This window comes from Mycolicibacterium grossiae (assembly GCF_008329645.1).
In the GTDB taxonomy this organism is placed as follows: domain Bacteria; phylum Actinomycetota; class Actinomycetes; order Mycobacteriales; family Mycobacteriaceae; genus Mycobacterium; species Mycobacterium grossiae.
Window position 1 is genome coordinate 2349749 of record NZ_CP043474.1, and the last position, 14921, is coordinate 2364669.

Annotated in this window: 5 protein-coding genes and 1 pseudogene; 4 read left to right on the forward strand and 2 right to left on the reverse strand. The window is 68.9% G+C overall.

Features of this window, described 5'->3' with window-relative positions:
- Positions 1-258 precede the first annotated feature (258 nt).
- The 3 genes from rpoB to FZ046_RS11205 all read left to right on the forward strand — a co-directional run bounded on the left by rpoB (position 259) and on the right by FZ046_RS11205 (position 8681).
- Positions 259-3777 carry a DNA-directed RNA polymerase subunit beta gene (gene rpoB / locus FZ046_RS11195; RefSeq protein ID WP_070352565.1) on the forward strand — a complete coding sequence of 1173 codons (3519 nt, stop codon included), beginning with the start codon at positions 259-261 and terminating at the stop codon, positions 3775-3777.
- Positions 3778-3855: 78 nt separating this feature from the next.
- Positions 3856-7812: a DNA-directed RNA polymerase subunit beta' gene (locus tag FZ046_RS11200; RefSeq protein ID WP_070352564.1), complete on the forward strand. Its 3957-nt coding sequence runs from the start codon at positions 3856-3858 to the stop codon at positions 7810-7812.
- A gap of 116 nt (positions 7813-7928) precedes the next feature.
- On the forward strand, positions 7929-8681 hold the full coding sequence (locus FZ046_RS11205; RefSeq protein ID WP_070352563.1) for a deoxyribonuclease IV: 753 nt from the start codon (positions 7929-7931) through the stop codon (positions 8679-8681).
- Positions 8682-8687: 6 nt separating this feature from the next.
- Here the strand turns inward: FZ046_RS11205 and FZ046_RS11210 are convergent, their stop codons facing one another.
- Positions 8688-13013, reverse strand: a complete 4326-nt coding sequence (locus tag FZ046_RS11210; protein WP_125939695.1) for a cadherin-like domain-containing protein — start codon at positions 13011-13013, stop codon at positions 8688-8690.
- 522 nt (positions 13014-13535) lie between these two features.
- Between FZ046_RS11210 and FZ046_RS11215 the strand changes: the two are divergent.
- Positions 13536-14573 (forward strand): annotated as a pseudogene (locus FZ046_RS11215) (phosphatase PAP2 family protein); the annotation flags it as partial.
- On the opposite strand, the gene FZ046_RS27855 reads toward FZ046_RS11215, so the two are convergent.
- The gene (locus tag FZ046_RS27855; protein WP_125939694.1) at positions 14574-14909 is read right to left on the reverse strand and encodes a cupin domain-containing protein; all 336 of its coding nucleotides are present in this window, start codon (positions 14907-14909) and stop codon (positions 14574-14576) included.
- Between the last annotated feature and the right edge of the window lie 12 nt (positions 14910-14921).

Below are 14921 nucleotides of genomic sequence, written 5' to 3' on the forward strand. Positions count from 1 at the left end.
GTGTGATTGGTCGGAGGATGCCAGCCAGCATCTCGGAGCCGCTGCATGCCATGTTGAGGAATGCGCCGCGCTGCGCTATCGTTGGACGTTGCGCTGGCTGCATCCTGCCCACCTCACTCGCACCTGACACCGACTGGCCTGAGTTCTACTCAGCGACCTCGACGTGTGCCGTGTGTTCGAGTTGGTCGGTTTCAGTCAGCCGAACCGACGCAGATGAGCGGCCACGGTCCGGTTCTCCGGCATCGATAGTCGCATGAGGTGCTGGAAGGACGCATCTTGGCAGTCTCTAGCCAGAGCAAGTCAGTCGACAACAACAACTCCGTTCCCGGAGCACCCAACCGAGTCTCCTTCGCCAAGCTCCGCGAACCCCTCGAGGTTCCGGGGCTTCTCGACGTTCAGACCGACTCGTTCGAGTGGCTCATCGGGTCCGAGGCGTGGCGTCAGAAGGCCATCGAGCGTGGCGAGCCCAGCCCCAAGGGCGGCCTCGAAGAGGTGCTCGAGGAGCTGTCGCCGATCGAGGACTTCGCGGGCAACCTGTCGCTGACCTTCTCCGATCCGCGCTTCGACGAGGTGAAGGCCTCGGTCGACGACTGCAAGGAGAAGGACCAGACCTACGCGGCGCCGCTGTTCGTCACCGCGGAGTTCATGAACGCCGAGAGCGGCGAGATCAAGAGCCAGACGGTCTTCATGGGTGACTTCCCGATGATGACCGAGAAGGGCACCTTCATCATCAACGGCACCGAGCGTGTCGTCGTGAGCCAACTGGTCCGTTCGCCGGGCGTGTACTTCGACAAGACGAAGGACAAGGCCACCGAGAACGACCTCACCAGCGTGAAGGTCATCCCGGGCCGCGGCGCCTGGCTCGAGTTCGACGTCGACAAGCGCGCCACCGTCGGCGTGCGCATCGACCGCAAGCGCCGCCAGCCGGTCACCGTGCTGCTGAAGGCGCTCGGCTGGACCAACGAGCAGATCGTGGAGCGCTTCGGCTTCTCCGAGATCATGATGAGCACGCTCGAGAAGGACAGCACCGCGGGTCCCGACGAGGCGCTGCTGGACATCTACCGGAAGCTGCGTCCGGGCGAGCCGCCGACCAAGGAGTCCGCGCAGACCCTGCTGGAGAACCTGTTCTTCAAGGAGAAGCGCTACGACCTCGCCCGCGTCGGCCGCTACAAGGTCAACAAGAAGCTCGGTCTCAACCCCGATGCCCCGATCACCAGCTCCACGCTGACGCCGGAGGACATCGCGGCCACCATCGAGTACCTGGTGCGCCTGCACGAGGCGCCGCCGGACCAGACCCCGATGATGACCGCCCCCGGCGGCGTCGAGGTGCCGGTCGAGGTGGACGACATCGACCACTTCGGCAACCGTCGTCTGCGTACCGTCGGCGAGCTGATCCAGAACCAGATCCGCGTGGGCCTGTCCCGCATGGAGCGCGTGGTCCGCGAGCGCATGACCACGCAGGACGTCGAGGCGATCACGCCGCAGACCCTGATCAACATCCGTCCCGTCGTGGCGGCGATCAAGGAGTTCTTCGGCACCAGCCAGCTGTCGCAGTTCATGGACCAGAACAACCCGCTGTCGGGTCTGACCCACAAGCGCCGCCTGTCGGCGCTGGGCCCCGGCGGTCTGTCCCGTGAGCGCGCCGGCCTCGAGGTCCGTGACGTGCACGCCAGCCACTACGGCCGCATGTGCCCGATCGAGACCCCCGAGGGTCCGAACATCGGTCTGATCGGCTCGCTGTCGGTGTACGCGCGGGTCAACCCGTTCGGCTTCATCGAGACCCCGTACCGCAAGGTCGTCGACGGCGTCGTCACCGACGAGATCGTGCATCTGACCGCCGACGAGGAGGACCGCCACGTCGTGGCGCAGGCCAACTCGCCGCTGGATGGGACCGGCCGCTTCACCGAGGACCGCATCCTGGTCCGCCGCAAGGGTGGCGAGGTCGAGTACGTGTCGTCCGGCGAGGTCGACTACATGGACGTCTCGCCGCGCCAGATGGTGTCGGTCGCGACGGCGATGATCCCGTTCCTCGAGCACGACGACGCCAACCGCGCCCTGATGGGTGCCAACATGCAGCGCCAGGCGGTTCCGCTGGTGCGCAGCGAGGCGCCGCTGGTCGGCACCGGCATGGAGCTGCGTGCCGCGATCGACGCCGGCGACGTGGTGGTGTCCGCCAAGGCCGGCGTGGTCGAGGAGGTCTCCGCCGACTACGTCACCGTGATGGCCGACGACGGCAGCCGGCACACCTACCGGATGCGCAAGTTCGCCCGCTCCAACCACGGCACGTGCGCCAACCAGCGCCCGATCGTGGACTCGGGTCAGCGGGTCGAGGCCGGTCAGGTGATCGCCGACGGTCCGTGCACCGAGAACGGTGAGATGGCGCTGGGCAAGAACCTGCTCGTCGCCGTCATGCCGTGGGAGGGCCACAACTACGAGGACGCGATCATCCTCTCGCAGCGCCTGGTGGAGGAGGACGTCCTGACGTCCATCCACATCGAGGAGCACGAGATCGATGCGCGTGACACGAAGCTGGGCGCCGAGGAGATCACCCGGGACATCCCGAACGTCTCCGACGAGGTGCTGGCCGACCTCGACGAGCGCGGCATCGTCCGCATCGGCGCGGAGGTCCGCGACGGCGACATCCTGGTCGGCAAGGTCACGCCGAAGGGCGAGACGGAGCTGACTCCGGAGGAGCGCCTGCTGCGTGCCATCTTCGGCGAGAAGGCCCGCGAGGTCCGCGACACGTCGCTCAAGGTGCCCCACGGTGAGTCCGGCAAGGTCATCGGCGTCCGGGTGTTCTCCCGCGAGGACGACGACGAGCTGCCCGCCGGCGTGAACGAGCTGGTCCGCGTCTACGTGGCTCAGAAGCGCAAGATCTCCGACGGCGACAAGCTCGCCGGACGCCACGGCAACAAGGGCGTCATCGGCAAGATCCTGCCCGTCGAGGACATGCCCTTCATGCCCGACGGCACGCCGGTCGACATCATCCTGAACACCCACGGTGTCCCGCGTCGTATGAACATCGGCCAGATCCTGGAGACCCACCTCGGGTGGGTGGCCAAGGCCGGCTGGAACGTCGACGTCGCGAACGGCACCCCGGAGTGGGCGGGCAACATGCCCGAGCACATGCTCTCGGCGCCCGCCGACAGCATCGTCTCCACCCCGGTGTTCGACGGTGCGCGCGAGAACGAGCTGCAGGGCCTGCTGGGCTCGACGCTTCCGAACCGCGACGGCGACGTGATGGTCGACGCGGACGGCAAGTCGCAGCTGTTCGACGGACGTAGTGGCGAGCCGTTCCCGTACCCGGTGACGGTCGGCTACATGTACATCCTGAAGCTGCACCACCTGGTGGACGACAAGATCCACGCCCGCTCGACCGGTCCGTACTCGATGATCACCCAGCAGCCGCTCGGTGGTAAGGCGCAGTTCGGTGGTCAGCGGTTCGGTGAGATGGAGTGCTGGGCCATGCAGGCCTACGGCGCGGCGTACACGCTGCAGGAGCTCTTGACGATCAAGTCCGACGACACCGTCGGCCGCGTCAAGGTCTACGAGGCAATCGTCAAGGGCGAGAACATCCCCGAGCCGGGCATCCCCGAGTCGTTCAAGGTTCTGCTCAAGGAACTCCAGTCGCTGTGCCTCAACGTCGAGGTGCTCTCCAGCGAGGGCACCGCGATCGAGATGCGCGACACCGACGACGAGGACCTGGAGCGCGCTGCGGCGAACCTCGGAATCAATCTGTCCCGCAACGAGTCTCCGTCGGTCGAGGACCTGGCCTGACCTCATCGAGGTCGCGGCCAGCCTCCGTCCAGCCATAGATAGTTAGTTCCAAAATCCCGCAAGGGGAAAGGGAGTTACGTGCTAGACGTCAACTTCTTCGATGAACTCCGCATCGGTCTGGCGACCGCGGACGACATCCGCAACTGGTCCTACGGCGAGGTCAAGAAGCCGGAGACCATCAACTACCGCACGCTGAAGCCGGAGAAGGACGGCCTGTTCTGCGAGAAGATCTTCGGACCGACTCGCGACTGGGAGTGCTACTGCGGCAAGTACAAGCGCGTCCGCTTCAAGGGCATCGTCTGCGAGCGCTGCGGCGTCGAGGTCACTCGCGCCAAGGTGCGCCGCGAGCGGATGGGCCACATCGAGCTGGCCGCGCCGGTCACGCACATCTGGTACTTCAAGGGCGTGCCCAGCCGGCTCGGCTACCTGCTCGACCTGGCGCCCAAGGATCTCGAGAAGATCATCTACTTCGCGGCCTACGTCATCACCGACGTGGACAACGAGATGCGGCACAACGAGCTGTCGACGCTCGAGGCCGAGATGGTCGTCGAGAAGAAGGCCGTCGAGGACCAGCGTGACCTGGACCTGGCCGAGCGGAGCCAGAAGCTCGAGGCCGACCTGGCCGAGCTGGAGCGCGACGGCGCCAAGAGCGACGTGCGGCGCAAGGTGCGCGACGGTGGCGAGCGCGAGATGCGTCAGCTCCGGGACCGGGCCCAGCGCGAGCTGGACCGGCTCGACGAGATCTGGACGACGTTCACCAAGCTGGCTCCCAAGCAGCTGATCGTCGACGAGGTGCTCTACCGCGAGCTGCAGGACCGCTACGGCGAGTACTTCACCGGCGCCATGGGTGCGGAGTCGATCAAGAAGCTCATCGAGACCTTCGACATCGAGGCCGAGGCGGAGTCGCTGCGCGACACCATCAAGAACGGCAAGGGGCAGAAGAAGCTCCGTGCGCTCAAGCGGCTCAAGGTCGTCGCGGCGTTCCAGCAGTCCGGCAACTCGCCGCTCGGCATGGTGCTCGACGCCGTCCCGGTGATCCCGCCGGAGCTGCGCCCGATGGTGCAGCTCGATGGTGGCCGCTTCGCGACGAGCGACCTGAACGACCTGTACCGCCGCGTGATCAACCGCAACAACCGGTTGAAGCGACTGATCGACCTCGGCGCGCCCGAGATCATTGTCAACAACGAGAAGCGCATGCTGCAGGAGTCGGTGGACGCGCTGTTCGACAACGGCCGCCGCGGCCGTCCGGTCACCGGACCGGGCAACCGTCCGCTCAAGTCGCTGTCCGATCTGCTCAAGGGCAAGCAGGGCCGGTTCCGCCAGAACCTGCTCGGCAAGCGCGTCGACTACTCGGGCCGTTCGGTCATCGTCGTCGGCCCGCAGCTCAAGCTGCACCAGTGCGGTCTGCCGAAGCTGATGGCGCTCGAGCTGTTCAAGCCGTTCGTGATGAAGCGTCTGGTCGACCTGAACCACGCGCAGAACATCAAGAGCGCCAAGCGCATGGTGGAGCGTCAGCGTCCGCAGGTGTGGGACGTCCTCGAAGAGGTCATCGCCGAGCACCCGGTGCTGCTGAACCGCGCACCGACGCTGCACCGCCTGGGCATCCAGGCCTTCGAGCCGCAGCTGGTCGAGGGCAAGGCCATCCAGCTGCACCCGCTGGTCTGCGAGGCGTTCAACGCGGACTTCGACGGTGACCAGATGGCCGTGCACCTTCCGCTGAGCGCGGAGGCGCAGGCCGAGGCGCGCATCCTGATGCTGTCGTCCAACAACATCCTGTCCCCGGCGTCCGGCAAGCCGCTGGCCATGCCGCGTCTGGACATGGTGACGGGCCTGTACTACCTGACCACCCTCATCGAGGGCGACACGGGCGAGTACACGCCGGCCGCCAAGGATGCTCCGGAGGAGGGCGTCTACAGCAGCCCGGCCGAGGCCATCATGGCCCGCGACCTGGGTGCGCTGTCGGTGCGGGCGAAGATCAAGGTGCGCCTGACGCACCTGCGTCCGTCGGCCGCCAAGGAAGCCGAGCTGTTCGGCGACGAGGGCTGGAAGCCGGGCGACGCCTGGACCGCCGAGACCACGCTGGGTCGCGTGCTGTTCAACGAGCTGCTGCCGAAGGGCTACCCGTTCGTCGACGAGCAGATGCACAAGAAGGTCCAGGCCCGGATCATCAACGACCTGGCCGAGCGCTACCCGATGATCGTCGTGGCGCAGACCGTCGACAAGCTCAAGGACGCCGGCTTCTACTGGGCGACCCGCTCGGGTGTCACCGTGTCGATGGCCGACGTGCTGGTGCCGCCGCAGAAGCAGGAGATCCTGGAGCGGCACGAGGCCGAGGCCGACTCGATCGAGAAGCAGTACCAGCGCGGCAAGCTCAACCACGAGGAGCGCAACGGCGAGCTGGTCAAGATCTGGCAGAAGGCCACCGAAGAGGTCGGTGAGGCGCTCGAGGCGTACTACCCGTCCGACAACCCGATCATCACGATCGTGAAGTCCGGTGCCACGGGCAACCTGACCCAGACCCGCACGCTCGCAGGCATGAAGGGTCTGGTGACCAACCCGAAGGGCGAGTACATCCCGCGTCCGATCAAGTCCTCGTTCCGCGAGGGCCTGACGGTGCTGGAGTACTTCATCAACACCCACGGTGCCCGCAAGGGTCTGGCCGACACCGCGCTGCGTACCGCCGACTCGGGTTACCTGACCCGTCGTCTGGTGGACGTCAGCCAGGACGTCATCGTCCGCGAGACCGACTGCGACACCGAGCGCGGCATCGCCGTCACGCTCGCCGAGCAGGACGCCACCGGCGCCCTGATCCGGGACGCGCACGTCGAGACCGCGGCGTTCGCCCGCACCCTGGCCAGTGACGCGGTCGACGAGAACGGCACCGTGATCGTCGAGCGTGGCCACGACCTGGGCGACCCGGCGATCGACGCGCTGCTCGCGGCGGGGATCTCGCAGGTGCGGGTGCGTTCGGTGCTCACGTGCGCCAGCGCGGCCGGCGTCTGCGCGATGTGCTACGGCCGCTCGATGGCGACGGGCAAGCTCGTCGACATCGGCGAGGCCGTCGGCATCGTCGCCGCGCAGTCCATCGGTGAGCCCGGTACGCAGCTGACCATGCGTACCTTCCACCAGGGTGGCGTCACGGGCGGCGCCGACATCGTCGGTGGTCTGCCCCGTGTGCAGGAGCTGTTCGAGGCCCGCGTGCCGCGCAACACCGCGCCGATCGCGGACGTCTCGGGCCGGATCCGGCTGGAGGAGAGCGACAAGTTCTACAAGATCACGATCGTGCCGGACGACGGTGGCGAGGAAGTGGTCTACGACAAGATCTCTCGCCGCCAGCGCCTGAAGGTGTTCAAGCACGACGATGGCAGCGAACGCCTCCTGGCCGACGGTGACCACGTCGAGGTCGGCCAGCAGCTGATGGAGGGTTCGGCCAACCCGCACGAGGTTCTCCGCGTGCAGGGTCAGCGGAGCGTCCAGCAGCACCTCGTCAACGAGGTGCAGGAGGTCTACCGCGCCCAGGGTGTGTCGATCCACGACAAGCACATCGAGGTCATCGTCCGGCAGATGCTGCGTCGCGTCACGATCATCGACTCGGGCTCGACGGAGTTCCTGCCCGGCTCGCTGACCGAGCGTGCGGAGTTCGAGTCGGAGAACCGTCGCGTCGTGGCCGAAGGTGGCGAGCCCGCCGCCGGACGCCCGGTGCTGATGGGCATCACGAAGGCATCGCTGGCCACCGATTCGTGGCTGTCGGCGGCGTCGTTCCAGGAGACCACCCGCGTGCTGACCGATGCGGCGATCAACTGCCGCAGCGACAAGCTGCAGGGTCTGAAGGAGAACGTGATCATCGGCAAGCTGATCCCGGCCGGCACCGGCATCGACCGGTACCGGAACATCCAGGTGCAGCCGACCGAGGAGGCTCGGGCCGCCGCGTACACGATCCCGTCCTACGAGGATCAGTACTACAGCCCGGACTTCGGTCAGGCGTCGGGCGCTGCGGTGCCGCTGGACGACTACGGTTTCAGCGACTACCGGTAGCGACGACCGCTAGTTCGACGAGGAGGGCCCCCGCTTTCGAGCGGGGGCCCTTTCTCATTGGTGGGGTGTCACCGGGGCCGGCGACGGTGTCGGCGACCCGCCCTAGACTGGGCGGCGTGTTGATCGGCTCGCATGTGCACAACGACGACCCGCTGGCGGCCGCGGCCGCCGAGGACGCCGACGTCGTCCAGTTCTTCCTCGGCGACCCGCAGAGCTGGAAGAAGCCGAAACCGCGGGAGGACGCGGCGGCGCTCAAGGCGTCGTCGACCCCGCTGTACGTGCACGCGCCGTACCTGATCAACGTGGCGTCGGCCAACAACCGGGTGCGCATCCCGTCGCGAAAGATCCTGCAGGACACGTGCGATGCAGCGACCGAGGTCGGCGCCACCGCGGTGATCGTGCACGGTGGGCACGCCGACGACAAGGACACCGAGGCCGGTTTCGAGCGCTGGGTCAAGGCGCTCGACGCGCTGCAGACCGACATGCCGGTGTACCTGGAGAACACCGCGGGCGGCGATCACGCGATGGCCCGGCACTTCGACACCATCGCCCGGCTGTGGGACCGCATCGGCGACATGGGCATCGGCTTCTGCCTCGACACGTGCCACGCCTGGGCGGCGGGCGAGGCGTTGATCGACGCCGTCGAGCGGATCAAGGCGATCACCGGACGAATCGATCTGGTGCACTGCAACGACTCCCGCGACGCCTCCGGCTCGGGCGCCGACCGGCACGCCAACTTCGGCATGGGTCAGATCGACCCGCAGCTGCTCGTCGCGGTGGTGCGTGCGGCCGAAGCGCCGGTGATCTGCGAGACCTCCGACGAGGGCCGCAAGGACGACATCGCGTTCCTGCGGGACCACCTGGGCTGAGCGGACCTACAGCACGCTCTGGTTGCGGGCCGCTTCGATGGCGTCGTTCTCGGCGATGACGGTGACGACCGTCGACGCCGACGGCTTGGGCGTCCAATCCGGGTGGAAGAGGCCGAACGATCCCTCGACCGGATCGCCGTCGGCCCGGTCGACGAGCGTGTGGATGAACGCCGGGCCGGCGAAGCTCAGCGTCCGCCAGCCGCGCAGGAAGTCGCCGAGATAGGCCGCCTGGTTCTCGTCCGAGGCTTGCGAGGACGGCTGCCCGTACTCGGTCGCCCAGATCTTCTTGTGACCGTCGCCGTTGGCCACCATCAGCGCGTAGATGCGGTTCACCTGGTTGAGCGGTGACTCGTAGAGGTAGCCGCCCTGGGTGAACGGCGTCGTGTACTGGTACGGGTGGAACGACAGCGCGTCGAAGTACCCGGCCGCGCCCGCGGCGTACATCTCCGAGACGAAGCGCACCGGGTTCACCAGCAGGTTGCCCCAGTCGATCACCGAGCCGACGGACGCCGCGACGACGACCGCGTCCGGGTCGGCGGCCTTGATCGCCGGGTAGGCGGCCTTCAGCAGTTCGGTGTACTGCGCGGCGTTGGGCCCGGGCTGCCAGAAGTTGAACCCGTTGGGCTCGTTCCACACCTCCCAGGCCGTCACCTTGCCCTTGTAGCGGGCGGCCGCAGCGCCGGCGAATGCGGCGAACTGAGCGTTGTCCTTCGGCATTCCGGCCAGCGGCCAGGTGTTGTCGACGGCAGCCCACGTCGGCGTCGAGTTCAGCACGCCGAGCACCTTGATGTTGCGTGCCGCGGCGCTGGTGATGACGCGGTCGACGGCGCTCCAGTCGTTCCAGCCCTGCAGCGGTTGCACCGCGGCCCACGGCACCAGCACCCGCAGATCGGTGATGCCCAACGACTGCAGGGCGTCGAGCGCCGTGTCGATCTGCGCCTGGTCGTAGAACAGCAGATCGGGCACGTGGATCGCGACGCTGGTGGCGCGCTGGTCGACCGCGTTGGCGGCCGGCGGCACGATGGTGACCGACACCGTGGTCGTCGTCGACGCCCCGAGCTCGTCCTTGACCGCCACGGTGAAGGCGTCGGTGTCGACGCCGGGGGTGACCAGCGCGGTGTACCGGGCGTCGACGGTCGGGGTGTAGGTGAACGCGCCCGTCGCCGCGTCGACCTTGACGACGCCCTTGCTGGGACCGCTCGTCACGGTGTAGGTGAGCGCATCGCCGTCGGGGTCGGTAGCGGTGACTGTGCCGGTGACGGTACCGATGGCCGACGACGAACTACCCACGGCCGCAACGCCGGTGACCGGCGGCCGGTTGCCGACGGGGTTCGGCGTGATCGGAGCGGTCAGCGTGAAGGTCGCCGAGCCGCCGTAGCCGTCGGTCACGGTGACGGTGATGGCCTCCGCCTTGCTCGCCGCCGTGGCGTTCGGCGCCGACGCGGCATCGCGCGCCGCGGGCGTCGGCGTGTAGCTGAAGGTGGAGCCGTTGATCGACAGCGTGCCCTTGGTGGCGGTGGCCGCGGTGAACGTCAACGGGTCGCCGTCGCGGTCCACCGCGGTGAGGGTGCCCGTCACCGTCCCGGTCGAGGTGTTCACCTGGGTCACGGTGGCTGCGCCGCCGGTGGGTGCGGCGTTGGTGGGGCTGATGGCGACCGTCAGGCGGGTGGCGAGGGTTCCGCCGTGCCCGTCGGCGACCGTGACGGTGAAGGTGTCCTGCTTGTCGGCGGCGGTGGCGCCGAGCTTCTGCGCGGCGTGCCGGGCCGCGGCGGTCGGCGTGTAGGTGAACGCCCCGGTGGCCGTGAGGCTCACCGTGCCCTTGGTGGGTGCGACGGACTGGGTGTAGGTGAGGGCGTCGTTGTCGAGGTCGGTGCCCGTCACCGTGCCGGTGACGACGCCGGTGGTGGTGTTGGGGGCGCTCACGGTGGTGGTGACGGTGGGCACGCGGTTGGTCGGGCTGATGCCGACGGTGACGGTGGTCGTGACGACGCCGCGACGGCCGTCGTTCACGGTGACGGTGAACGCGTCGGTGGTCAGCGACGCCGGCGCACCGACCGTGGCCGCGTCGTGCCGGGCGGCGGCGGTCGGGGTGTAGGTGAATCCGCCGGCAGCCGTGAGGGTCACGGTGCCGCGGACGGGCTTGCCGGTGAGCGCGTAGGAGAGCGGGTCGCCGTTGGGGTCGGTGACGCCGAGGCTGCCGGTGACCGCACCGGTGGTCGGATTGGGGGCGCCGATCGTCGCGGTGCCGGCCACCGGCGCGGTGTTGCGGGCGGTCAGCGAGACGACGCGCAGGACGCCGGCGGCGCGGTCGGTCACGTACATCTCGGTGCCGTCGGCGCTGACGGCGCTGCCGGGGCGAGCACCGAGGTCGATCGTCGAGCTGGTCGCGACGGCGTTGAGGATGCCTCCGGTGGCCGTGGCGAATGCGCCGACGCGGCCGGCGGAGTCGGTGACGAACAGTGTGGTTCCGTCGCTGCTGACGGCGAGACCGACGGCGGCGAGCCCGCCGACCGGCATGACGCCGACGGTGGCGCGGGTCCTGGTGTCGACGACCGAGACCGTGCCGTCTTCGCCGCCGACGTAGAGGCGTGCGTTGTCGGGGCTGACGGTGAGCGAGGCGGCCCTGCCCGCCAGCCGCGTCACGGTGCTGGTCGTCGTGGCGGTGGGAGCGAAGGTCAGGATCGCGGTGCCGCCGGTGGGCGTGTCGGTGGTGACGTACACGCGGGTGTCGTCGGGGCTCGCGGCGATGCCGGTCGGGCGGTAGCCGGTGGGCAGCGTCGTCGTGGTGGCGACGGTGTTGGTGGCGGTGTTGACGCGGAGCACCCGGGCGCCGTCGTAGCTGGCGACGTACAGCGAAGCGCCGGTGCGGCTCAGCGTCATCGCGGTGGGCTTCGCCACGGCGAGGGTGGCCTTCACCGCGCCCGTCGCCGCGTCGAGCACCGTGACGGTGTTCTTCGTCGAACTCGACACGTAGAGCCGGGTGCCGTCCTGCTTGACCACCACGCCGTCGGGCGCGGCGCCGGCGGCGTAGGTGCCGAGCACCGTCGAGGTGACGGTGTCGATGACGGTGACGGTGCCCGCGTCCCGGTTGGTCACGAACGCACGGGTGCTGGTGGCGGCGACGGCGCCTGCGGGGACGCCGCGGACGTCGGTGCGCACCGCCAACGGCACCTCGCCGACCGGGATGTCGATGCGAACCGGCACCTTGTTGACGCCGTCGGAGACGGTGACCGTCATGGCGATGGTGTCGGCGTCGGGCGTGGCACCCGCGAGGATGCGCTGCGCCGCGGTGGGTGTGTAGGTGAAGGTCGCCGTGGTGGCGTCGAAGGTCAGCGTGCCGGCCGTCGGCCGGGTGGTCAGTGCAACCGTCGGCTTGACGCCCTCGGGATCGGTGGCCACGACCTTGCCGGTGATGGCGCCGGTCTGCGGGTTCACGGTGCCGAAGGTCCCGACGGCCGTCGGCGCCTGGTTGACGACGGCCGCGGCGACGACCTGCGTGGCGGCCACCCGCGCGGTGGGCGCCACGGTCGCGGTGGCGTCCGTGCCGACCTCGCGGCGGGCGGCGGCCAGGAACAGCCATGCGAGGGGCGATTCGGTCCAGCCGCGTTGCAGCGCCGAGAGCCACGACGACAGGGCAGGCGCGACGACGGCCTCGATCACGGAGACCTCGCGCACGGGGGCAGCGGCCACGACGGGAGCGGGAGTGGGGGCGGGTGCCACGGCGAGCGTGACCGGCGCGGTGGCGGCCGGGTTCGCCGCGGCCGTGCGGGTCTGCGGGGCGGCGGTCGTCGTGCCGGCGGTGGCCGTGGGACGCGGGGACGGCGCTGGGGACGACAGTGCTGAGGAGGACGGCGCCGAGGGGTTCTGCGCCGTGGACGGTGCCGTGGAACGTGCCGTGACGCTCGAGTCGTTCGACGTCGCCGTGGTGTGGTTGGACTTGGTGTTGGCAGTCGTGGTGTCGGCGGTGCCGTGGGTAGAGGTCTGCGCGCCACCGGAGTGCGACACCGTCACCCCCGGGGCGACGTGTTCCGACGATGCGGAGCCCGCGGCCGTGGTTCCGGCGGGCATGGTTCCGTCGGCGGTGGTCTCACGCGACGAACTGGAGCCCGACGCACCGGAGCCGGTCGCAGTCCCGGTCGCGTCCGCCGTGCCGGTCGGCTGTCCGGTGGCCGGCCCGCTGCCCGTGTTTCCGGTGGTGTCCGTGTCGTTGGCGCCGGCGTCGCCGCTCTGCGTCGAACTCGTCGTGCCGCCGGTCTCGGGGCTGGCCCAGGCCACTCCGGCCGGGGTGGCGATCGCCGTTCCTACGCCCAGTGCGACGGCCAGTGCGCCCACGCGGCCCACGAAATCCTTGTATTGCATCGTCTACGACCCCCATGTGCTCAGTAAGGGACCACACGCGGTCACGAAGGCGATGGCGTGCGGTGTGATGTGCGGGAAAGCGTTGACGTCTTCGTCAGTTTATCGCGTTGTGATGGTTGCTACAGGGGTCTTTCGTCACTTTGCTGAAGCCGCACTTCATGGATTAAGTGGCTGCTCAGAGAATCATCGATCAATAGCGGCGCATGCCTGATCTTGTTTGCCCTCCACGACGCGCCTCTCGACCTGCCGTCAGTGCCCCTCCCGACGCGCCGAACCAGAGCGTCACGTTGCTGGCGGCCGCCGCGCACGACGTGACGCTCCAGTTCGGCGGAGGGGACACGGCGGCAGGGCACGATTCGGTGACGTGAACACCGTCCAACCAAAGCCTTAACGGAGGGTTGACTACGCTCGGCCGGGGAATGTGCGGCACACGGCGCCGCTGCGGCGCTCCCCGTCCGAGAGGCTCGCGTGTCCACGATCGACGACCCGACGTCGATCGTCCTGCTGCCCGCTCGGGATGACGCCGAATCCCACGGCGAGGCGCGGGCGCGCCGGCTGCGCGTCGTGCGCTGGGTCGCGATCGTCGTCTGGGTGGCCGTGGTCGGCTACCGCACCGCCACCGACGGCTTCGCCTTCAACCGGGAGCTGCTGCTGGTCTACATCGCCTCCGGACTGTTGGCGGCGAGCATCGGTCAGGGCCGGCGCATGCTGTACGTCGTCCGGGACTGGCTGCCGTTCGCGCTGGTGCTGGTGGCCTACGACCTCAGCCGCGGTGCCGCCAACATCGTCGGCCGCCCGACGCTGTGGCACTGGCAGGCCGATCTCGACCGGTGGCTGTTCGGCGGAACGATGCCGACGGTGTGGCTGCAGGAACGCCTCAAGCTGCCGCAGCCACCGTGGTGGGAAGTGGTGATCAGCACGGTCTACATGTCGTTCTTCATCGCGCCCTACGTCATCGCCGCGGTGCTGTGGCTGCGCAACCGCGACGAGTGGAAGGCGTTCGTCACACTGTTCGTGGGACTCAACTTCGCCGCGCTCGTCGTCTACGCGATCGTTCCCGCCGCGCCGCCCTGGGCGGCGGCGCGCTGCACCGCGGGCGACGTCGACGGCGGCCCCTCGGGGCCCGGGTGCATGTTCCGTTCGGCGCGCGGGGTGCCCGACGGCGGCATCCTCGGCGCGATGCAGTCCAGCCAGGACGGGGCGAATGCGTGGGTCGAGCGCATCGTCACCCGCGGCTGGGGCAACCTGAATCTGCACTCGGCCGGGGCGCTGATCGACCAGGGGCAGGCGAGCGTCAACCTGGTGGCGGCCATCCCGTCCATGCACGCCGGGATGACCGCGGCCATCGCGGCGTTCCTCTGGCACCGGGTGCGTGCGCGGTGGCGTCCCCTGCTGGTGGCCTACGTCGCGATGATGGCGTTCACGCTCGTCTACACCGCCGAGCACTACGTCGTCGACATCCTGCTCGGCTGGGCGTTCGCGGCGGTGGCCGTCGTCGCGCTCCAGCGTTGGACGGTGTGGCGGCGTCGCCGGTCAGGTCAGGTAGACCTTGCGCAGCGTCTCGGCAACGGTCCAGACGGTGCGGGCGCCGGCCGCCAATCGGACGACGTCGCCGGGCCCGATCCGCAGCGTCGGGTCGCCGTCGGCGAACTCGATGGTCGCTGACCCGGACAGCACGACGAACACCTCGTCGGCCTCCACGTCGCTCATCGTGCCGGGCGTCATCTCCCAGATGCCGACGTCGAGGCCATGCCACTGCGCCAGGGACCGCACCGCGGTGTGCGGTGCACCGGCGATCGACTGCTCGGCCGGCACCGCCTCGTGGGTGAGCGGGAGGTCGGCGGCGTGGACGGCGGAGTTCGGCTGCACCGGCACAGTATG